The sequence below is a fragment of the Pseudomonas sp. SWRI154 genome (genome assembly GCF_014268645.1).
Classification (GTDB): Bacteria; Pseudomonadota; Gammaproteobacteria; order Pseudomonadales; family Pseudomonadaceae; genus Aquipseudomonas; species Aquipseudomonas marvdashtae.
The window spans coordinates 37,144-57,280 of sequence record NZ_JABWQW010000009.1; the positions used below are offsets into that span (position 1 = coordinate 37,144).

Below are 20,137 nucleotides of genomic sequence, written 5' to 3' on the forward strand. Positions count from 1 at the left end.
GAATAAACATAAAAACAAAGGTTTTATAAATTTCTCTCTTTTTAATTTCTTTAACCGCGGGTTCTCCACAGCTGGTTAAATTTTGTGCAAAGGGTTCTTTAGGAAGGGCGAAGTCCCTATACTTGCCGACCTGGTTCGAAAAACGCCCAGGACTCGACCCAAATCTATTTCCGAATTACCTGAATAAAGCAGGCACGAGGTGCGTGGTGGATTTCCCTTCCCGTTTTGAAGTGATCGTCATCGGCGGCGGTCATGCCGGTACCGAGGCAGCACTTGCATCAGCACGCATGGGCGCAAAAACCCTGCTGTTGACGCATAACGTGGAAACCCTCGGTGCCATGAGTTGCAACCCTGCCATTGGTGGGATCGGCAAAAGCCATCTGGTCAAGGAAATCGATGCCCTTGGCGGTGCGATGGCCATTGCCACCGATAAGGGCGGCATCCAGTTTCGCGTTTTGAACAGCCGCAAAGGCCCTGCGGTGCGTGCTACTCGCGCCCAGGCCGACCGTATCCTGTACAAGGCCGCTGTCCGCGAAATCCTGGAAAACCAGCCGAACCTGTGGATATTTCAACAAGCAGCCGATGACCTGATCGTCGAGCAGGACCAGGTACGCGGTGTCGTCACGCAAATGGGCCTGCGTTTCTTCGCTGACTCCGTGGTGTTGACAACCGGGACCTTCCTCGGCGGACTTATCCACATTGGTTTGCAGAATTTTTCCGGAGGTCGCGCCGGTGATCCGCCGTCGATCGCCCTGGCCCAGCGCCTGCGTGAATTGCCATTGCGTGTCGGGCGCCTGAAAACCGGTACGCCACCTCGCATCGACGGCAAGTCGGTGGATTTCTCGGTGATGACCGAGCAGCCTGGCGATACGCCGATCCCGGTGATGTCGTTCATGGGCAACAAGGAACAGCATCCACGGCAAGTCAGTTGCTGGATCACCCATACCAACGCACGCACCCACGAAATCATTGCGGCGAATCTCGATCGCTCGCCGATGTATTCCGCCGCCGGTGAAATCGAAGGTGTCGGCCCGCGTTATTGCCCGTCCATCGAAGACAAGATCCATCGCTTTGCCGACAAGGAAAGCCATCAGGTGTTCATCGAGCCGGAAGGCTTGACCACCCATGAGCTGTATCCGAACGGGATATCCACAAGCCTGCCGTTCGACGTGCAATTACAGATCGTGCAATCGATTCGCGGCATGGAAAACGCGCATATCGTTCGCCCCGGTTACGCCATCGAATATGATTACTTTGACCCGCGCGATTTGAAATACAGCTTGGAAACCAAAGTTATCGGCGGCCTGTTTTTCGCCGGGCAGATCAACGGCACCACCGGTTACGAAGAAGCCGGCGCCCAAGGTTTGCTCGCCGGTGCCAACGCAGCATTGCGTGCCCAGGGCAAGGACAGCTGGTGCCCGCGCCGCGACGAGGCGTACATCGGAGTGTTGGTGGACGACCTGATTACCCTGGGTACCCAGGAACCGTATCGGATGTTCACCTCTCGCGCCGAATATCGCCTGATCCTGCGTGAAGACAACGCCGACCTGCGCCTGACCGAAAAAGGTCGTGAGCTGGGCTTGGTGGATGACGTGCGCTGGGCCGCGTTCTGCAAGAAACGCGAGAGCATCGAGCTGGAAGAGCAGCGTCTGAGAAGCACCTGGGTTCGCCCCGGTACCGAGCAGGGCGATGCCATCGCGGCGAAATTCGGTACGCCGCTGACTCACGAATACAACTTGCTCAATCTCTTGAGCCGCCCGGAAATCGATTACGTCGGGCTGGTGGAAGTGACCGGTCAGGGCGCGGAAGATCCACAGGTGGCTGAACAGGTCGAGATCAAGACCAAATACGCCGGTTACATCGACCGTCAACAGGACGAAATCGCCCGGCTGCGAGCCAGCGAAGACACCAAGCTACCTGTGGATATCGATTACACCGGTATTTCCGGGTTGTCGAAGGAAATCCAGAGCAAGCTCGGTGCGACCCGTCCCGAAACCCTGGGACAGGCCTCGCGTATCCCAGGCGTCACGCCGGCGGCCATTTCGCTGTTGATGATTCATTTGAAAAAACGCGGCGCCGGCCGCCAGTTGGAGCAAAGCGCTTGAGCTCGATGGTCACCTCGCAACACGCGCAAGAGTTATCCACAGGTGCACGTCAGCTCGGCGTCAGCTTGAGCGAAGACCAGCAAGCGCAATTGCTGGGTTATCTGGCGCTGTTGATCAAGTGGAACAAGGCCTACAACCTGACCGCCGTGCGCGATCCGGATGAAATGGTCTCGCGGCATTTGCTCGATAGCCTCAGCGTCATGTCCTTCATCGAAAACGGTCGCTGGCTGGACGTCGGCAGCGGCGGCGGCATGCCAGGCATTCCGCTGGCAATCCTGTTTCCCGGCTCGCAAGTGACCTGTTTGGACAGCAACGGCAAGAAAACCCGCTTCCTGACCCAGGTCAAACTCGAACTCAAGCTGGATAACCTGCAAGTTATCCACAGCCGCGTCGAAGCGTTCCAGCCTGCCGAGCCGTTCAACGGGATCATCTCCCGGGCGTTCAGCAGCATGGAGAACTTCAGCAACTGGACTCGCCACCTGGGCGATGCCGATACGCGTTGGCTGGCAATGAAGGGCGTTCATCCGGCCGATGAGCTGGTAGCATTGCCGGCAGACTTCCACCTCGATAGCGAACACGCCTTGGCCGTACCTGGTTGCCAAGGCCAACGCCATCTGCTGATACTGCGCCGCACGGCATGATTGGGAACACAAGCAAGAATGGCTAAGGTATTCGCGATAGCGAACCAGAAGGGTGGTGTGGGCAAGACCACCACCTGCATCAACCTCGCAGCATCCCTGGTCGCGACCAAGCGCCGGGTGCTGTTGATCGATCTCGATCCACAGGGCAACGCCACCATGGGTAGCGGTGTGGATAAACATGGCCTGGAAAACTCCATCTACGACGTCCTGATCGGCGAATGCGATCTGGGCCAGGCCATGCATTTCTCTGAACACGGCGGTTATCAACTGCTGCCCGCCAACCGTGACCTGACGGCGGCGGAAGTGGTGCTGCTGGAAATGCAGATGAAGGAAAGCCGCCTGCGCAGCGCACTGGCACCGGTCCGCGAGAACTATGACTACATTCTGATCGACTGCCCTCCGTCGCTGTCGATGCTGACCCTCAACGCCTTGGTGGCTGCCGATGGGGTCATTATCCCCATGCAGTGCGAATACTTCGCCCTCGAAGGGCTGAGCGATCTTGTGGATAACATCAAGCGCATCGCCGAGTTGCTGAATCCGGAGCTGAAGGTCGAAGGCCTGCTGCGCACGATGTATGACCCGCGCTTGAGCCTGATGAACGACGTATCGGCCCAGCTCAAGGAGCACTTCGGCGAGCAGCTCTACGACACCGTCATACCGCGCAACATCCGCCTGGCCGAAGCGCCGAGCTACGGCATGCCGGCCCTGGCTTATGACAAACAATCCCGTGGTGCGCTGGCTTACCTGGCCCTGGCGGGCGAGATGGTTCGCCGCCAGCGCCGTCAGCCACGCATCGCTGCAGCCCAGCCAACTTAAGGAAACCCCATGGCCGTCAAGAAACGAGGTCTCGGACGTGGACTGGATGCGCTGCTCAGCGGCCCCACAGTCAGCTCGCTGGAAGAGCAGGCCGTGCAGGCCGACCAGCGCGAATTGCAGCATTTGCCCCTGGACCTGATCCAGCGTGGCAAATACCAGCCGCGCCGGGACATGGACCCGCAGGCACTGGAAGAGCTGGCTCAATCGATCAAGAGCCAGGGCGTGATGCAACCGATCGTGGTCCGGCCGATCGCCAATGGGCGTTTCGAGATCATCGCTGGCGAACGTCGCTGGCGCGCCAGCCAGCAGGCTGGCCAGGAAACCATTCCGGCGATGGTCCGCGATGTGCCGGATGAAACTGCCATCGCGATGGCATTGATCGAAAACATCCAGCGCGAAGACCTCAACCCGATCGAGGAAGCCGTGGCCCTGCAACGCTTGCAGCAGGAATTCCAACTGACCCAGCAACAAGTCGCCGAAGCAGTGGGTAAATCTCGGGTGACCGTGGCCAACCTGCTTCGGTTGATTGCGTTGCCGGAAGTCATCAAGACCATGCTGTCCCACGGTGACCTGGAGATGGGGCATGCCCGGGCATTGCTCGGTTTGCCGGAAAATCAACAGGTTGAAGGGGCGCGACATGTTGTCGCACGCGGCCTGACAGTGCGCCAAACCGAGGCACTGGTTCGCCAGTGGCTGAGCGGTAAACCGGCCCCTGTCGAAGCGCCTAAGACCGATCCTGATATCGCTCGCCTGGAGCAGCGGTTGGCCGAGCGCCTGGGCTCTGCGGTGCAGATTCGCCATGGAAAGAAGGGCAAAGGTCAGCTGGTAATCGGCTATAACTCTCTCGACGAGTTGCAGGGCGTGCTTGCGCACATTCGCTGAAACAATTGCTCTTGTAGCGCGCAGTCGGAAATCACTACCTGAAGGTTGAATAGGGGCAGAACCGCCCCTATACTCTGCGCGCATTTTGTCGGCACAAATTATGCCAAGTTATTGAATTTCGGCAGCCGACCCTTGGAGAGCAAAAGCGATGGAAACACGCACGCCAAACCGCTTGCCGTTCCATCGTCTGGCAGTTTTCCCGGTATTGATGGCCCAGTTTGTCGTTGTACTGATCGCCGCGTTGGCGCTTTGGCAATGGAAGGGAGTCGTCGCCGGATACTCAGGTCTTTGCGGAGGCCTGATAGCCTTGCTTCCCAATATTTACTTCGCTCACAGGGCATTTCGGTTTTCCGGCGCCCGAGCAGCCCAAGCCATTGTCCGGTCTTTTTATGCCGGCGAGGCAGGGAAACTGATTTTGACGGCAGTGCTGTTTGCACTGACGTTTGCAGGTGTGAAGCCTTTGGCGCCGCTGGCTGTATTCGGCGTGTTCCTATTGACCCAGATGGTCAACTGGTTCGCTCCCCTGTTAATGAGAACAAGACTTTCGAGACCTTAGGGCGTTTGAGGCAACCATGGCAGAGACAACCGCTTCGGGCTATATCCAGCACCACTTGCAGAACCTGACCTTCGGTCAGCTACCCAATGGCGGCTGGGGCTTTGCTCACACCGCAGCAGAAGCCAAGGAAATGGGCTTCTGGGCTTTCCACGTCGATACCCTCGGCTGGTCGGTCGCGTTGGGTCTGATCTTCGTTTTCCTTTTCCGCATGGCGGCAAAGAAAGCGACTTCCGGTCAGCCTGGTGCATTGCAGAACTTCGTTGAAGTATTGGTCGAATTCGTCGATGGCAGCGTGAAAGACAGCTTCCATGGCCGTAGCCCGGTGATTGCGCCGCTGGCACTGACCATCTTCGTCTGGGTGTTCCTGATGAACGCCGTCGACCTGGTACCGGTCGACTGGATTCCTCAACTGGCCATCCTGATTTCCGGCGATGCGCACATCCCATTCCGCGCCGTGTCGACCACCGACCCGAACGCGACCCTGGGCATGGCGTTCTCGGTTTTCGCGCTGATCATTTTCTACAGCATCAAGGTCAAGGGCATCGGCGGCTTCGTCGGCGAACTGACCCTGCACCCGTTCGGCAGCAAGAACATCCTCGTTCAGGCCCTGCTGATCCCGGTGAACTTCCTCCTTGAATTCGTGACCCTGATCGCCAAGCCAATCTCTCTGGCCCTGCGTCTGTTCGGCAACATGTATGCCGGCGAGCTGGTGTTCATCCTGATCGCTGTGATGTTCGGCAGCGGCCTGCTCTGGCTCAGCGGCCTGGGCGTGGTGCTGCAATGGGCGTGGGCTGTGTTCCACATCCTGATCATCACCTTGCAGGCGTTCATCTTCATGATGCTGACCATCGTTTACCTGTCGATGGCGCACGAAGAAAACCATTAAGGCCAGTCTCGACTAGTCTGATGTCCTTCCCGGTCAAACGGGAAGGGGCCCGAACGGGCTCGATGAAACGATTTGTTTTACCGCTTTAATCTAAAAAACCTAAACCATACGACGTAAAAGTCGGGAGGAAAGATGGAAACTGTAGTTGGTCTAACCGCTATCGCTGTTGCACTGTTGATCGGCCTGGGCGCACTGGGTACCGCAATTGGTTTCGGCCTGTTGGGCGGCAAGTTCCTGGAAGGCGCAGCGCGTCAGCCAGAAATGGTTCCAATGCTGCAAGTTAAAATGTTCATCGTGGCCGGTCTGCTCGACGCCGTAACCATGATCGGTGTTGGTATCGCTCTGTTCTTCACCTTTGCGAACCCGTTCGTTGGTCAGATCGCTGGCTGATTACTCGGATCTTCCGGGTAATTTGGTGTGATGGACAACGTAACTGCGAGGTGTTGGCGTGAACATTAATGCGACCCTGATTGGCCAGTCCGTTGCGTTCCTGATTTTTGTACTGTTCTGCATGAAGTTCGTATGGCCACCGGTCATTGCGGCATTGCACGAACGTCAAAAGAAGATCGCTGATGGTCTGGACGCTGCCAGCCGTGCAGCTCGCGACCTGGAGTTGGCCCATGAGAAAGTGGGTCAGCAACTGCGCGAAGCGAAAGCTCAGGCAGCTGAAATCATCGAGCAAGCCAAGAAACGCGGTACCCAGATTGTCGACGAGGCCCGTGAACAGGCTCGCGTCGAAGCTGACCGTGTGAAGGCTCAGGCTCAAGCCGAGATCGAACAGGAACTGAACAGCGTCAAAGACGCCTTGCGTGCCCAAGTGGGTGCCCTGGCTGTTGGCGGTGCTTCGAAGATCCTGGGTGCCACAATCGATCAAAACGCGCACGCAGAGCTGGTAAACAAACTGGCTGCTGAAATCTAAGCGAGGGCGATCATGGCAGAACTGACCACGTTGGCCCGACCTTACGCTAAGGCGGCCTTCGAGCACGCTCAGGCCCACCAGCAACTGGCCAATTGGTCAGCCATGCTCGGCCTGGCAGCAGCGGTGTCGCAAGACGACACCATGCAGCGCGTGCTCAAGGCCCCGCGACTGACGAGCGCAGAAAAGGCCGCCACGTTCATTGACGTGTGCGGCGACAAGTTCGATGCCAAGGCACAGAATTTCATTCACGTCGTTGCCGAAAACGACCGTCTCCCGCTTCTGCCGGAGATCGCCGCTCTTTTCGACCTGTACAAGGCCGAGCAAGAGAAGTCGGTAGACGTGGAAGTGACCAGTGCTTTTGCATTGAACCAAGAACAGCAAGACAAACTCGCCAAGGTTCTCAGTGCACGACTCAACCGGGAAGTGCGCCTGCAAGTCGAGGAAGACAAGTCCCTGATAGGGGGCGTTGTAATCCGCGCCGGCGACCTGGTTATCGATGGCTCGATTCGCGGCAAAATCGCGAAACTTGCCGAAGCATTGAAATCTTGAGTTTGAAGGGGCAGCAGAGCAATGCAGCAACTCAATCCTTCCGAAATAAGTGAAATTATCAAGGGCCGCATCGACAAGCTCGATGTGACCTCCCAAGCCCGTAACGAAGGCACTGTCGTCAGCGTATCTGACGGCATCGTGCGGATTCACGGTCTGGCCGACGTCATGTACGGCGAAATGATCGAGTTTCCGGGCGGCGTCTACGGTATGGCCCTCAACCTGGAGCAAGACTCTGTAGGTGCCGTGGTATTGGGCGCGTACACGTCGCTGGCTGAAGGCATGAGCGCCAAGTGCACCGGCCGCATCCTCGAAGTTCCTGTTGGTAAGGAACTGCTGGGCCGCGTAGTCGACGCACTGGGTAACCCTGTTGATGGCAAAGGTCCGCTGAACAACACCGAGACCGATGCGGTCGAGAAAGTTGCTCCAGGCGTGATCTGGCGTAAGTCGGTAGACCAGCCTGTACAGACTGGCTACAAGGCTGTCGATGCCATGATCCCTGTCGGCCGTGGCCAGCGTGAGCTGATCATCGGTGACCGTCAGATCGGTAAGACCGCTCTGGCGATCGACGCGATCATCAACCAGAAGAACAGCGGCATTTTCTGCGTCTACGTCGCCATCGGTCAGAAGCAATCGACCATCGCCAACGTGGTTCGCAAGCTGGAAGAAAACGGCGCCCTGGCCAACACGATCATCGTGGCGGCCAGTGCTTCGGAATCTCCTGCGCTGCAGTTCCTGGCTCCGTACTCCGGCTGCACCATGGGCGAGTACTTCCGCGACCGCGGTGAGGACGCGCTGATCGTTTATGACGATCTGTCCAAGCAAGCAGTGGCTTACCGCCAGATTTCCCTGCTGCTGCGCCGTCCACCAGGCCGTGAAGCCTACCCAGGCGACGTGTTCTATCTCCACTCCCGCCTGCTGGAGCGCGCATCCCGCGTTTCGGAAGACTACGTAGAGAAGTTCACCAACGGCGCAGTGACTGGCAAGACCGGTTCCCTGACCGCCCTGCCGATCATCGAAACCCAGGCTGGCGACGTTTCCGCGTTCGTTCCGACCAACGTGATTTCCATCACCGACGGTCAGATCTTCCTGGAATCGGCCATGTTCAACTCGGGCATCCGTCCTGCTGTGAACGCTGGTGTTTCGGTATCCCGTGTGGGTGGTGCCGCTCAGACCAAGATCATCAAGAAGCTCTCCGGTGGTATCCGTACCGCTCTGGCTCAGTACCGTGAACTGGCGGCATTCGCCCAGTTCGCTTCTGACCTGGACGAAGCGACCCGTAAGCAACTTGAGCATGGTCAGCGCGTTACCGAGCTGATGAAGCAGAAGCAATACGCTCCTATGTCGATCGCTGACATGGCGTTGTCGCTGTATGCCGCTGAACGTGGGTTCCTGACTGACGTCGAAATCGCCAAGGTCGGCAGCTTTGAACAAGCGCTGATTGCTTACTTCAACCGCGATCACGCCGATTTGATGGCGAAGATCAACGTGAAGGGTGACTTCAATGACGAAATCGACGCTGGCATGAAAGCCGGTATCGAGAAGTTCAAGGCCACCCAAACCTGGTAAGCCGCAGCGGGAGTCGCAAGGCTCCCGCTTGCTAACCTGATAGGTGTTACATGGCAGGCGCAAAAGAGATTCGCAGTAAGATTGCGAGCATCAAAAGCACGCAAAAGATTACCAGCGCCATGGAAAAAGTGGCGGTCAGTAAAATGCGCAAGGCACAAATGCGCATGGCTGCTAGCCGTCCTTACGCGGAGCGCATCCGCCAGGTGATTGGTCATCTGGCCAACGCCAACCCGGAATACCGCCACCCGTTCATGATCGACCGCGCCGTCAAGCGCGTCGGTTACGTTGTGGTGAGCAGTGACCGTGGTCTGTGCGGTGGTTTGAACACCAACCTGTTCAAGGCCCTGGTCAAGGACATGGCGGTAAACCGCGAACAAGGCGTCGAGATCGATCTGTGCGTGATTGGTAGCAAGGGTGCGGCATTCTTCCGCAACTTCGGCGGTAACGTCGTCGCCGCTATCAGCCACCTGGGTGAAGAGCCGTCGATCAATGACCTGATCGGCAGCGTCAAGGTGATGCTGGATGCTTACCTGGAAGGCCGGATTGACCGCCTGTCCGTGGTATCCAACAAGTTCATCAACACCATGACGCAACAGCCAACCGTGGAGCAGTTGATCCCACTGGTGGCGACCCCGGAACAGGAACTCAAGCACCACTGGGACTACCTCTACGAACCCGATGCCAAGGAGCTGCTTGACGGCTTGATGGTCCGCTACGTGGAGTCGCAGGTGTACCAGGCGGTGGTCGAGAACAACGCAGCTGAACAAGCGGCGCGGATGATCGCGATGAAAAACGCTACCGACAACGCCGGTGATTTGATCAGCGATTTGCAGCTGATCTACAACAAGGCGCGTCAGGCTGCGATCACCCAAGAGATCTCGGAAATCGTCGGCGGCGCTGCCGCGGTTTAACGGTTCAAATATTCAGAGGATCCAGCTATGAGTAGCGGACGTATCGTTCAAATCATCGGCGCCGTTATCGACGTGGAATTCCCACGCGACAGCGTACCGAGCATCTACAACGCGCTGAAAGTACAAGGCGCGGAAACCACCCTGGAAGTTCAGCAGCAGCTGGGCGACGGCGTGGTTCGTACCATTGCGATGGGTTCCACCGAAGGCTTGAAGCGCGGTCTGGACGTTATCGACTCTGGCGCTGCCATCTCCGTACCGGTCGGTAAAGCGACCCTGGGCCGGATCATGGACGTACTGGGCAACCCGATCGACGAAGCTGGCCCGATCGATACCGACGAGCGCTGGGGCATTCACCGTCCTGCGCCATCCTTCGCTGAACAGGCAGGCGGCAACGACCTGCTGGAAACCGGCATCAAGGTTATCGACCTGGTTTGCCCGTTCGCCAAGGGCGGTAAAGTTGGTCTGTTCGGTGGTGCCGGTGTAGGCAAGACCGTAAACATGATGGAACTGATCCGTAACATCGCCATCGAGCACAGCGGTTATTCCGTGTTCGCCGGTGTGGGTGAGCGTACTCGTGAGGGTAACGACTTCTACCACGAGATGAAGGATTCCAACGTTCTGGACAAAGTGGCACTGGTCTACGGTCAGATGAACGAGCCGCCGGGAAACCGTCTGCGCGTAGCCTTGACCGGCCTGACCATGGCCGAGAAGTTCCGTGACGAAGGTAACGACGTTCTGCTGTTCGTCGACAACATCTACCGTTACACCCTGGCCGGTACCGAAGTATCCGCACTGCTGGGCCGTATGCCTTCGGCAGTAGGCTACCAGCCGACCCTGGCTGAAGAGATGGGCGTTCTGCAAGAACGTATCACTTCGACCAAGGAAGGTTCGATCACTTCGATCCAAGCGGTATACGTACCTGCGGATGACTTGACCGACCCGTCGCCAGCGACCACCTTCGCCCACTTGGACGCCACCGTCGTACTGTCCCGTGACATCGCTTCCCTGGGTATCTACCCAGCGGTCGATCCGCTCGACTCGACTTCGCGCCAGCTGGACCCGAACGTGATCGGCCAGGAGCACTACGACACCGCTCGCGGCGTCCAGTACGTGCTGCAGCGCTACAAAGAGCTGAAGGACATCATCGCGATCCTGGGTATGGACGAACTGTCGGAAACCGACAAGCAGTTGGTATCCCGCGCTCGTAAGATCCAGCGCTTCTTGTCGCAGCCGTTCTTCGTGGCTGAAGTCTTCACCGGTGCCTCGGGTAAATACGTTTCCCTGAAGGACACCATTGCTGGCTTCAAAGGCATCCTCAACGGTGACTACGACCACCTGCCAGAACAAGCGTTCTACATGGTCGGCGGCATCGAAGAAGCGATCGAGAAAGCCAAGAAACTGTAATCCCGGCGCCCGGCAACGGGCGCTAATTTAGGTTGAGGCAATCAGATGGCTATGACAGTCCATTGCGATATCGTCAGTGCGGAAGGGGAAATCTTCTCCGGTCTGGTCGAGATGGTGGTTGCGCATGGTGAGCTGGGCGATCTTGGTATCGCTCTGGGTCACGCACCGCTGATCACTAACCTGAAACCAGGTCCGATCCGCTTGATCAAGCAGGGCGGGGAAGCCGAGGTGTATTACATCTCCGGTGGTTTCCTCGAGGTTCAGCCGAACATGGTCAAGGTCCTTGCCGACACCGTGCAACGTGCTGCCGACCTGGACGAAGCCTCCGCTCAGGAAGCCGTCAAGGCTGCCGAGAAGGCCCTGAACGAAAAAGGCGCAGACTTCGACTACGGTTCTGCTGCTGCACGTCTGGCCGAGGCCGCAGCCCAGCTGCGCACCGTCCAGCAGATCCGCAAGAAGTTTGGCGGCTAAGCCGTCTGCTTTCTGTGTGATTGATTAAAAAGGGTAGCCTCGGCTACCCTTTTTTCTTTTCCGACTCTCATCATCTGGTCGCAGCCGCTGACCACCCAGGATTGGTAGCCAGTCATGTCTCTCGAAATCGTTATTCTCGCGGCCGGTCAAGGCACCCGCATGCGCTCGGCGCTGCCCAAGGTGCTGCATCCGGTAGCCGGCAACTCCATGCTCGGCCATGTTATCCACAGCGCGCGGCAACTTGATCCACAGCGCATTCACGTGGTGATCGGCCACGGTGCCGATGCGGTACGTGAACGCCTGGCGGCGGATGACCTGAATTTCGTGCTGCAAGACAAGCAACTCGGTACCGGCCATGCGGTGGCCCAGGCCGTGCCGTTCATTACCGCCGATACCGTGTTGATTCTCTACGGCGACGTGCCGCTGATCGAAGTCGATACGTTGCAGCGCCTGCTCAAGCACGTTGCACCACAGCAGCTTGGCCTGCTGACAGTCGGGCTGGATGACCCGACCGGCTACGGCCGTATCGTGCGCAACGGCGCCGGCCAGGTAACCGCTATCGTTGAGCAGAAGGACGCCAACGAGGCCCAGCGCGCGATTACCGAGGGCAACACCGGGATTCTTGCCGTGCCGGCCGAGCGCTTGGGCGACTGGATGAGTCGTCTGTCGAACAACAATGCCCAGGGCGAGTACTACCTGACCGATGTCATCGCCATGGCGGTGGCGGACGGGTTGGTCGTGGCCACCGAGCAACCGTTGGATGCCATGGAAGTGCAGGGCGCCAACGATCGCCGGCAATTGGCCGAGCTGGAGCGCCACTATCAGCTGCGCACCGCCCGCCGCTTGATGGCCCAAGGCGTGACGTTGCGCGACCCGGCTCGTTTCGATGTTCGTGGTGAAGTCAGCGTGGGTCGCGATGTGGTCATCGACATCAACGTCATCCTTGAAGGCAAGGTTGTCATCGAAGACGACGTGGTCATTGGTCCGAACTGCGTGATCAAGGACAGCACCCTGCGCAAAGGGGTGGTGATCAAGGCGAACAGTCATCTCGAGGGCGCAGTCATGGGCGAGGGCAGCGACGCCGGGCCATTTGCCCGCCTGCGTCCTGGTACTGTGCTGGAAGCCCGTGCCCATGTGGGTAACTTTGTCGAGCTGAAGAATGCCCACATGGGCGAAGGTGCCAAGGCGGGTCACCTGACTTATCTGGGCGACGCTGAGATCGGCGCACGGACCAACATCGGCGCCGGCACCATCACCTGTAACTACGATGGCGCCAATAAGTACCGGACGACCATTGGAGAAGACGTATTTATCGGCTCCAACAATTCCCTGGTAGCTCCCGTGACAATAGGCGACGGTTCAAACACGGCTGCGGGTTCGACCATCAATCAGGATGTGGATAAGTCTCAACTGGCAGTGGGTCGAGCACGCCAGCGCAACATCGATGGCTGGAAGCGTCCGGAAAAGATCAAGAAGCCGTAAAGTTATCCACAGCCGGTATGAGAGCGAGTAAGTCGCTCTCATACGGGCCCAATGATTTCTGAATTTTTCTCTTCGCGGCTTGACGATATCCCTTCAATAGGTTTTGATTGCTTACGTTATCTTTCGAATCGAAACTTAAGCCGATATGTCAAAGCGCAACACACCACAGCGCCGTCACAACATCCTCGCCTTGCTTCAAGAGCAGGGTGAAGTCAGTGTGGACGAACTGGCCAAGCACTTCGAAACCTCCGAAGTTACGATTCGCAAGGATCTTGCCGCGTTGGAAACCAACGGTCTGCTGCTGCGCCGTTACGGTGGTGCGGTGCCAATGCCGCAGGAACTGGTGGCCGATAACGGCCAAACCGTCTCCAAATACAAACAAGCCATCGCCCGGGCTGCGGTGAAGCGGATCCGCGAGCACGCGCGCATCATTATCGACAGCGGCAGCACCACGGCGGCCATGATTCCCGAACTTGGCCTACAGCCGGGCTTGGTGGTGATGACCAATTCCCTGCACGTCGCCAATGCCTTGAGCGAGCTGGAGCATGAGCCGGTGCTGCTGATGACTGGCGGCACCTGGGACCCTCATTCCGAATCGTTTCAAGGCCAAGTCGCCGAGCAGGTGCTGCGCTCCTATGACTTCGATCAGTTGTTCATCGGTGCCGACGGCATCGATCTGGTGCGTGGCACTACCACTTTCAACGAACTGCTGGGCCTGAGCCGTGTGATGGCTGAGGTCGCCCGCGAAGTGATCGTGATGGTGGAAGCCGACAAGATCGGCCGCAAGATCCCCAATCTGGAACTGCCGTGGAGCAGCGTCCATACCCTCATTACCGATGATCGCCTGCCCGTGGAGGCACGCGATCAAATACAGGCCCGCGGCATCAATTTGATCTGCGTGCCTGTCAGCCAGGAGAAATAGCATGTGTGGAATTGTCGGCGCCGTTGCTGAACGCAACATCACGGCCATCTTGCTTGAAGGTCTCAAGCGCCTCGAATATCGCGGCTATGACAGCGCGGGCGTGGCGGTCTTCACCAACGACGAGACGCTTGAGCGGATGCGTCGTCCGGGCAAGGTCAGTGAATTGGAACGGGCGCTGGAAGCGCAACCCCTGGTCGGTCGCCTGGGCATTGCCCATACCCGTTGGGCCACTCACGGCGCTCCGTGTGAGCGTAACGCTCACCCGCATTTCTCCGGCGACCTGGCAGTGGTGCACAACGGCATCATCGAAAACTATGAAGCCTTGCGTGAACAGCTCAAGGCGCTTGGCTATGTGTTCACGTCTGACACCGACACTGAAGTCATTGCCCATTTGCTCAACCATAAGCTCAAGGATCTGGTTGACCTGACCGTGGCGCTCAAGGCGACGGTCAAGGAGCTGCATGGCGCTTACGGCCTGGCGGTGATCAGCGCAAAACAACCGGATCGCCTGGTCGCGGCCCGTAGTGGCAGTCCGCTGGTGATCGGCCTGGGCCTGGGGGAAAATTTCCTGGCGTCCGATCAACTGGCGCTGCGCCAGGTCACCGACCGCTTCATGTACCTGGAAGAAGGCGATATCGCCGAAATCCGCCGCGACAGCGTGCAGATCTGGGACCTCAATGGCAAAGAAGTCGAGCGCGAGACGGTCCAGTACCGCGACGGCGCCGAAGCCGCCGACAAAGGCGAGTTTCGCCATTACATGCTCAAGGAAATCCACGAGCAGCCTGCCGTTGTCCAGCGCACCCTGGAAGGCCGCCTGAGCCAGGATCAGGTATTGGTGCAGGCGTTCGGTCCACAGGCAGCCGAATTGTTCGCCAAGGTGCGCAACGTGCAGATCGTCGCCTGCGGCACCAGCTATCACGCCGGCATGGTCGCCCGTTACTGGCTCGAAGAACTGGCCGGTATTCCGTGCCAGGTCGAAGTGGCGAGCGAGTTCCGCTATCGCAAGGTTGTCGTGCAACCCGATACTCTATTCGTGACCATTTCCCAGTCCGGCGAGACCGCGGACACCCTGGCCGCGCTGCGCAACGCCAAGGAGCTGGGTTTCCTCGCCAGCCTGGCGATTTGCAACGTCGGCATCAGCTCCCTGGTGCGTGAATCCGACCTGACCCTGCTGACCCAGGCCGGCCGTGAGATTGGCGTGGCGTCGACCAAGGCGTTTACCACGCAACTGGTGGGCCTGCTGTTGTTGACGCTGTCGCTGGGCCAGGTACGCGGCTCGTTGGGCGAGGGTGTCGAGGCCAAACTGGTGGAAGAACTGCGTCGCCTGCCGGCCCGCCTGGGCGAAGCCTTGGCCATGGACAGCACCGTGGAAAAAATCGCCGAGCTGTTCGCCGAGAAAAACCACACCCTGTTCCTGGGCCGTGGCGCGCAATTCCCGGTGGCGATGGAAGGCGCGCTGAAGCTCAAGGAGATTTCCTATATTCACGCCGAAGCCTATCCGGCCGGTGAGCTCAAGCACGGTCCTCTGGCGCTTGTGGATAACGACATGCCGGTCGTCACCGTGGCGCCCAACAACGAGTTGCTGGAAAAGCTCAAGTCCAACTTGCAGGAAGTCCGCGCCCGTGGCGGCCAGTTGGTGGTTTTCGCTGACGAGAAGGCTGGCATGACCAACGGCGAAGGCACCCACGTGGTGCACATGCCGCACATCCACGACATCCTCTCGCCGATCCTCTACACAATCCCGTTGCAGCTGTTGTCGTACTACGTCGCGGTGCTCAAAGGTACTGACGTAGACCAACCGCGTAATTTGGCGAAATCGGTAACGGTTGAGTGAGATAAGGATGGGCCACGAATCTGGCCCGCTGGCTTGGAGCGCAAGCTTTCACAAAACCCCACCCCCTGAATTCAGGGGGTTTTTCTCCAAATACCAGACATGGAGTGGGTGATGACCCAGGTAACCGCCACCAAAGATCGCGTGCGTATCAAGAACGTCGAAGTCCTCTCTGACAATTGGTACATCCTGCGCAAAACCACCTATGACTACCTCGGCGGCAATGGCCAATGGCGTGAGCTGACGCGCGAGACCTATGACCGCGGCAACGGCGCGACCATCCTGCTCTACAGCAAGGCCAAGCAGACTGTGGTGCTCACGCGGCAATTCCGCTTCCCGGCCTTCGTCAACGGGCACGACGGCCTGCTGATCGAAACCTGCGCCGGCCTACTGGACAACGATGACCCGCAGACCTGTATCCGCAAGGAAACCCAGGAAGAAACCGGCTACATCGTCCAAGACGTGCGCAAGGTGTTCGAAGCCTTCATGAGCCCGGGTTCAGTGACCGAGCGTGTGCATTTTTTCGTCGGCGAATATTTCGATGAAGACAAACAGCACGAAGGCGGCGGGCTTGAGTCCGAGGGCGAGGAGATCGAGGTGCTGGAAATGCCCTTGGACCAAGCCCTGGGAATGATCGAAACCGGGGAAATCTGCGACGGCAAGACCATCATGTTGCTGCAGTACGCCAAGCTGCATCAATTGCTTGATTAACCGGAGTCAACAGTTGGCGACCCAGGCAGCTTGCTTGCTGGCCTCGCCGCTACCGAACCGTTCACGGTAGGCGGACGGAGCCAGTCCCACCGCATTGCGAAAGGCCGCTCGAAAACTTTCCACCGACCGGTATCCACAGGCATGTGCGATGCCAGTGGTGTTCTGGTCGGTGCTTTCCAGCAGCTCCCGCGCCCGGTTCAGCCGTTCCTGCTGCAGCCAGACCTTGGGCGAGAGTCCCGTGGTCTCAATGAAACGGCGCAAAAAGGTGCGCTCGCTCATGGCAACGCGCGCGGCCATGTCAGCCACGCTCAACGGTTGCTCCAGGTTCTCGCGAATCCATTGCAGCACTCGCGTCAGCTCGTTGCGCGGTGACTTGCACACCGGGGCGACGATGAATTGAGACTGACCGCCGGTTCGTTGCGGCGCCATGACCAGGCGTCGGGCCACCGAGTTAGCGATGTGCGTGCCGAAATCCCGGGCGATCAAGTGCAGGCAGGCGTCGATCCCGGCGGCGCTTCCGGCTGAAGTGATCAACTGGCCTGAATCGACGTAAAGCACATTAGGGTCAACCTTGATGTTGGGGAATCGTTCGGCCAGTTCCTTGGAAAATTGCCAGTGAGTGGTTACGGTTTCGCCATCGAGCAGCCCGGTGGCGGCCAGTACGAACACCCCCGAGCAGATAGACAGCAAGCGTGCGCCGCGAGCGTGGGCTCTTCTAAGGGCTTGCAACAGCGCTTCGGGGGGCGGCTCGTAACGATTGCGCCAACCGGGAACGATGATGGTCTGTGCGGTCTCAAGCTCCTCGAGACCTGCGTCGACCGAGATCTGCAATCCTCCCAACGCACGCATCGGCCCCTCGTCGACAGCGACGATGCGGTGGGTATACCAAGGCACGTCCAGTTCTGGGCGGGGCAGCCCGAATATCTCCAGGGCGATACCGAATTCGAATACGCAAAGGCCCTCATAAACGAGGATTGCCACTGTTCCGGGATGAGCATGCATTTGGCGTAATTTCACCGTTTATTGTCGTCTGCTGCACTGTAGCGGACAGTCCCATGCCCCTACAATCGCTGCCAGGCAATCAGAAACCAAGACGGCTGCACCCCACAAAGGTGACTGCCGCATTACCGGTACCCCACCCCGTCGCATCGGTAGAAGATTGTCACTTCCAGATTTATTCCTGTTTCAACAGAAAACGATTCGTGCGGATTGTTGAAGTGTGCGTATCTGATTGAGTTCTGTTAACGGACGCTGCCAATGGATGTTGGCGGTGTCGAGGAGTTGTAGTGATACCCGGATTAACCTGGACGTTGTAAGGGAATGGACTATGTTGCTGATCCAGATAGTGTTTGTCATGTTGTCAGCAAAACTCCTGGGGGCTGTGTTCAATCGCTTGGGACAGCCTCAGGTCGTTGGAGAAATGATCGCTGGTTTTGTGTTGGGCCCGGTTGTACTGGGTCAGCTGTTTCCCGCCTTTCACCAACAGTTATTCGACAGTAGCGCTATCACCCAGCTCAAAGTCCTGAGCGAATTGGGTATCTTGTTATTCATGTTCGTCATCGGCGCCGAGTTTCGATTCCCATTGAAACAGAGCAAGACCGGCTTCAAGGCCATCGTTATCGGCGCCTTCAGCATCGTCATCCCTTTTTCCCTTGGCGCCGCGATAGCGCCCTGGCTGTTCGAGCATTTCGCCGCACCCGAGACCTCCCGGTTGGGTTTCGTCCTGTTCATAGGCACCGTGTTTTCTGTCACCGCTTTTCCGGTACTGGCGCGGATCCTCAAGGAACGCGGCATGCTCGGTACGCAAGTCGGTGCGATCGCCTTGCTGGCCGCAGCCATGAGCGACGTGGTCGCGTGGATGCTGATTGCCGCCGTCGCCATGGTGAATGGTCATGACAGTAACTGGATGGCCCTGGTCGTCCGGGGCGCCTGCCTGGTGTTGCTGGTGGTGTTTTCGTTCCTGGTGCTCAAGCCGCTGTTGAGCCGCTGGCTCGCCGCTGAAGGAAAACTCGCGCAACCGATGGTGCTGGTGGCATTGCTGGCCGGCGTGATGATCTACGGCAGCCTGACTCACGCGTTGCAAGTGCATGCGGTGTTTGGCGCCTTCCTGTTCGGCCTCTGTGTGCCGCGGGAACAGCGCTTGCTGGACATGATCATCGAACGGTTGGAGCACGTATCGCTGATCATACTGATGCCTTGTTTCTTTGCTCTCGCAGGCTTGAGCACCACCTCGTCGGCGTTTACCGGCCTGGGTGTCTGGGTGCTGCTGGTAATCCTGCTGGTGGCCATCACCGCAAAGGTTGCGGGTAGCGCCCTGGGCGCCCGGTTGGTGGGATGCACCTGGTCGACGTCGCTGACCATCGGTGCCCTGATGAACACCCGCGGGTTGATGGAACTGGTCGTGCTCAAGATCGGCCTGGACATGGGAATCATCGCAAGTGAGTTGTTTACCGCCTTGGTGGTCATGACCATCGTCACGACGCTGATGACCGGGCCGCTGATGAATTTGCACAAAAAGAACGTTATCCCCATGGGCACTCTGTCGATCCCAAGAGTGTCGCCACCCCACGGATTTGTAACACCGACCGATAACAATGGAATGGAGCGATAAATGAGCGAACAAACGTCCAGCTTGGTTATTGAAGTAATGGAGCAACAACTGGCCAAGCATTTCCAGAGTATTTTGCAAGATGAAAACCGGATGAAGCAGATTCGCAACGAATTCCGCCGCGACGGTTATTTCAACTTCAAGAACTTTTCATTCCTACCGAAAAGGATCTTGGAAAACGTTCATGCCGAGGTTCATGCATTACTCGATGAATATTCGGTACGTCGCGATGTTACGGTTCCGTCCACGGGTAATACCTATCGCAAAATGTATAACGTCAATCAACCGGAAATCGCCGAGGGCGGGACGTTCATTCCTGCGCTTTATCAATCCGAGTCACTGCGTAATTTCCTGGGCAACATTGCCGGCGATGACTTGGCGTCCTGCTGGGAGCAAGAACAGTACCTGATCACCAAGCTGAGCCATCCGGGTGATACACACGGCTGGCATTGGGGCGATTACCCATACACGATGATCTGGATCATCGAGGCGCCCGAGGACCCGGCGATCGGCGGCGTGCTCCAATGCGTGCCGCACAGTGAATGGGACAAGCAGAACCCGCAGATCTGGCAGTACATCCTCAACAACCCGATCAAGTCCTACCACCACCTCAAGGGTGATGTGTATTTCCTCAAGTCCGACACCACGTTGCACCACGTCGTGCCGATCCAGCAGGAAACCACTCGGATCATTCTCAATACGTGCTGGGCCAGTGCCCATGACCGGCGAACCGATGTCGCCCACGAGAGTATCGAAGTGATCTGGGACACCAAGGCCAGGACCACCGAAGAAGCTTGACGGCGAACGGCTGGGCGGATGGGTGTCCGCCCGGTTTTATCTATCGAATCAATGTTGCCCCCGGGGCTCAAGGAAGCAG

At 58.1% G+C, this 20,137-nt stretch carries 20 protein-coding genes; 19 read left to right on the forward strand and 1 reads right to left on the reverse strand.

Going from position 1 to position 20,137, the window contains the following annotated elements:
• Nucleotides 1-206 precede the first annotated feature (206 nt).
• The 17 genes from mnmG (at nucleotide 207) to nudK (ending at nucleotide 16,652) form a co-directional block, all read left to right on the forward strand.
• Entirely contained in the window at nucleotides 207-2,105 is a 1,899-nt protein-coding gene (gene mnmG, locus HU806_RS10395; protein WP_186611295.1) for a tRNA uridine-5-carboxymethylaminomethyl(34) synthesis enzyme MnmG, read from the forward strand.
• 5 nt (nucleotides 2,106-2,110) lie between these two features.
• Nucleotides 2,111-2,746 (forward strand): 16S rRNA (guanine(527)-N(7))-methyltransferase RsmG, encoded by a 636-nt coding sequence (gene rsmG / locus HU806_RS10400; RefSeq protein WP_186611425.1) that lies wholly within the window; start codon nucleotides 2,111-2,113, stop codon nucleotides 2,744-2,746.
• An 18-nt stretch (nucleotides 2,747-2,764) separates the two neighbouring features.
• Nucleotides 2,765-3,562 (forward strand): ParA family protein, encoded by a 798-nt coding sequence (locus HU806_RS10405; RefSeq protein WP_030139029.1) that lies wholly within the window; start codon nucleotides 2,765-2,767, stop codon nucleotides 3,560-3,562.
• Between the two features lie 9 nt (nucleotides 3,563-3,571).
• A complete protein-coding gene (locus HU806_RS10410; RefSeq protein WP_003187197.1) occupies nucleotides 3,572-4,444 on the forward strand; it encodes a ParB/RepB/Spo0J family partition protein in 873 nt (290 codons plus the stop codon).
• 148 nt (nucleotides 4,445-4,592) lie between these two features.
• On the forward strand, nucleotides 4,593-5,000 hold the full coding sequence (locus tag HU806_RS10415; protein ID WP_186611296.1) for a F0F1 ATP synthase subunit I: 408 nt from the start codon (nucleotides 4,593-4,595) through the stop codon (nucleotides 4,998-5,000).
• A gap of 16 nt (nucleotides 5,001-5,016) precedes the next feature.
• On the forward strand, nucleotides 5,017-5,886 hold the full coding sequence (gene atpB, locus HU806_RS10420; RefSeq protein ID WP_186611297.1) for a F0F1 ATP synthase subunit A: 870 nt from the start codon (nucleotides 5,017-5,019) through the stop codon (nucleotides 5,884-5,886).
• Nucleotides 5,887-6,018: 132 nt separating this feature from the next.
• Nucleotides 6,019-6,276: a F0F1 ATP synthase subunit C gene (gene atpE / locus HU806_RS10425; protein ID WP_003097235.1), complete on the forward strand. Its 258-nt coding sequence runs from the start codon at nucleotides 6,019-6,021 to the stop codon at nucleotides 6,274-6,276.
• Nucleotides 6,277-6,334: 58 nt separating this feature from the next.
• Complete coding sequence (locus HU806_RS10430; RefSeq protein WP_047230097.1) at nucleotides 6,335-6,805, forward strand: F0F1 ATP synthase subunit B; 471 nt, start codon at nucleotides 6,335-6,337, stop codon at nucleotides 6,803-6,805.
• Nucleotides 6,806-6,817: 12 nt separating this feature from the next.
• Entirely contained in the window at nucleotides 6,818-7,354 is a 537-nt protein-coding gene (locus tag HU806_RS10435) for a F0F1 ATP synthase subunit delta (protein WP_003187192.1), read from the forward strand.
• Nucleotides 7,355-7,375: 21 nt separating this feature from the next.
• A complete protein-coding gene (gene atpA, locus HU806_RS10440; protein WP_186611298.1) occupies nucleotides 7,376-8,920 on the forward strand; it encodes a F0F1 ATP synthase subunit alpha in 1,545 nt (514 codons plus the stop codon).
• Between the two features lie 50 nt (nucleotides 8,921-8,970).
• Complete coding sequence (atpG, locus tag HU806_RS10445; RefSeq protein WP_186611299.1) at nucleotides 8,971-9,831, forward strand: F0F1 ATP synthase subunit gamma; 861 nt, start codon at nucleotides 8,971-8,973, stop codon at nucleotides 9,829-9,831.
• Between the two features lie 27 nt (nucleotides 9,832-9,858).
• Entirely contained in the window at nucleotides 9,859-11,235 is a 1,377-nt protein-coding gene (atpD, locus tag HU806_RS10450; protein WP_186611300.1) for a F0F1 ATP synthase subunit beta, read from the forward strand.
• A 45-nt stretch (nucleotides 11,236-11,280) separates the two neighbouring features.
• The gene (locus HU806_RS10455) at nucleotides 11,281-11,706 is read left to right on the forward strand and encodes a F0F1 ATP synthase subunit epsilon (protein ID WP_186611301.1); all 426 of its coding nucleotides are present in this window, start codon (nucleotides 11,281-11,283) and stop codon (nucleotides 11,704-11,706) included.
• A 114-nt stretch (nucleotides 11,707-11,820) separates the two neighbouring features.
• Complete coding sequence (gene glmU / locus HU806_RS10460) at nucleotides 11,821-13,188, forward strand: bifunctional UDP-N-acetylglucosamine diphosphorylase/glucosamine-1-phosphate N-acetyltransferase GlmU (RefSeq protein WP_186611302.1); 1,368 nt, start codon at nucleotides 11,821-11,823, stop codon at nucleotides 13,186-13,188.
• Nucleotides 13,189-13,333: 145 nt separating this feature from the next.
• The gene (locus HU806_RS10465; protein ID WP_186611303.1) at nucleotides 13,334-14,110 is read left to right on the forward strand and encodes a DeoR/GlpR family DNA-binding transcription regulator; all 777 of its coding nucleotides are present in this window, start codon (nucleotides 13,334-13,336) and stop codon (nucleotides 14,108-14,110) included.
• A 1-nt stretch (nucleotide 14,111) separates the two neighbouring features.
• A complete protein-coding gene (glmS, locus tag HU806_RS10470; RefSeq protein WP_186611304.1) occupies nucleotides 14,112-15,944 on the forward strand; it encodes a glutamine--fructose-6-phosphate transaminase (isomerizing) in 1,833 nt (610 codons plus the stop codon).
• A gap of 111 nt (nucleotides 15,945-16,055) precedes the next feature.
• Nucleotides 16,056-16,652 carry a GDP-mannose pyrophosphatase NudK gene (gene nudK / locus HU806_RS10475; protein WP_186611305.1) on the forward strand — a complete coding sequence of 199 codons (597 nt, stop codon included), beginning with the start codon at nucleotides 16,056-16,058 and terminating at the stop codon, nucleotides 16,650-16,652.
• 6 nt (nucleotides 16,653-16,658) lie between these two features.
• Here nudK and ftrA read toward each other — a convergent pair whose 3' ends face one another.
• Complete coding sequence (gene ftrA, locus HU806_RS10480) at nucleotides 16,659-17,654, reverse strand: transcriptional regulator FtrA (protein WP_186611426.1); 996 nt, start codon at nucleotides 17,652-17,654, stop codon at nucleotides 16,659-16,661.
• A 352-nt stretch (nucleotides 17,655-18,006) separates the two neighbouring features.
• Here ftrA and HU806_RS10485 point away from each other — a divergent pair, with 352 nt between their 5' ends.
• Nucleotides 18,007-19,263, forward strand: coding sequence for a cation:proton antiporter domain-containing protein (locus tag HU806_RS10485; protein ID WP_238350154.1), 1,257 nt, complete (start codon nucleotides 18,007-18,009; stop codon nucleotides 19,261-19,263).
• Nucleotides 19,264-20,058 carry a HalD/BesD family halogenase gene (locus HU806_RS10490; RefSeq protein ID WP_186611307.1) on the forward strand — a complete coding sequence of 265 codons (795 nt, stop codon included), beginning with the start codon at nucleotides 19,264-19,266 and terminating at the stop codon, nucleotides 20,056-20,058.
• Nucleotides 20,059-20,137: the final 79 nt, after the last annotated feature.

Excerpts from the sequence above, each read along its gene's own strand:
- glmS (WP_186611304.1), top strand. The coding sequence starts at position 14,112 with ATGTGTGGAATTGTCGGCGCCGTTGCTGAACGCAACATCACGGCCATC.
- HU806_RS10415 (WP_186611296.1), top strand. The coding sequence starts at position 4,593 with ATGGAAACACGCACGCCAAACCGCTTGCCGTTCCATCGTCTGGCAGTT.
- HU806_RS10410 (WP_003187197.1), top strand. The coding sequence starts at position 3,572 with ATGGCCGTCAAGAAACGAGGTCTCGGACGTGGACTGGATGCGCTGCTC.
- atpE (WP_003097235.1), top strand. The coding sequence starts at position 6,019 with ATGGAAACTGTAGTTGGTCTAACCGCTATCGCTGTTGCACTGTTGATC.
- HU806_RS10485 (WP_238350154.1), top strand. The coding sequence starts at position 18,007 with ATGTTGTCAGCAAAACTCCTGGGGGCTGTGTTCAATCGCTTGGGACAG.
- HU806_RS10490 (WP_186611307.1), top strand. The coding sequence starts at position 19,264 with ATGAGCGAACAAACGTCCAGCTTGGTTATTGAAGTAATGGAGCAACAA.
- HU806_RS10465 (WP_186611303.1), top strand. The coding sequence starts at position 13,334 with ATGTCAAAGCGCAACACACCACAGCGCCGTCACAACATCCTCGCCTTG.
- atpG (WP_186611299.1), top strand. The coding sequence starts at position 8,971 with ATGGCAGGCGCAAAAGAGATTCGCAGTAAGATTGCGAGCATCAAAAGC.
- atpB (WP_186611297.1), top strand. The coding sequence starts at position 5,017 with ATGGCAGAGACAACCGCTTCGGGCTATATCCAGCACCACTTGCAGAAC.
- ftrA (WP_186611426.1), bottom strand. The coding sequence starts at position 17,654 with ATGCATGCTCATCCCGGAACAGTGGCAATCCTCGTTTATGAGGGCCTT.
- HU806_RS10435 (WP_003187192.1), top strand. The coding sequence starts at position 6,818 with ATGGCAGAACTGACCACGTTGGCCCGACCTTACGCTAAGGCGGCCTTC.
- nudK (WP_186611305.1), top strand. The coding sequence starts at position 16,056 with ATGACCCAGGTAACCGCCACCAAAGATCGCGTGCGTATCAAGAACGTC.
- atpD (WP_186611300.1), top strand. The coding sequence starts at position 9,859 with ATGAGTAGCGGACGTATCGTTCAAATCATCGGCGCCGTTATCGACGTG.
- rsmG (WP_186611425.1), top strand. The coding sequence starts at position 2,111 with ATGGTCACCTCGCAACACGCGCAAGAGTTATCCACAGGTGCACGTCAG.
- HU806_RS10405 (WP_030139029.1), top strand. The coding sequence starts at position 2,765 with ATGGCTAAGGTATTCGCGATAGCGAACCAGAAGGGTGGTGTGGGCAAG.
- atpA (WP_186611298.1), top strand. The coding sequence starts at position 7,376 with ATGCAGCAACTCAATCCTTCCGAAATAAGTGAAATTATCAAGGGCCGC.
- HU806_RS10455 (WP_186611301.1), top strand. The coding sequence starts at position 11,281 with ATGGCTATGACAGTCCATTGCGATATCGTCAGTGCGGAAGGGGAAATC.
- glmU (WP_186611302.1), top strand. The coding sequence starts at position 11,821 with ATGTCTCTCGAAATCGTTATTCTCGCGGCCGGTCAAGGCACCCGCATG.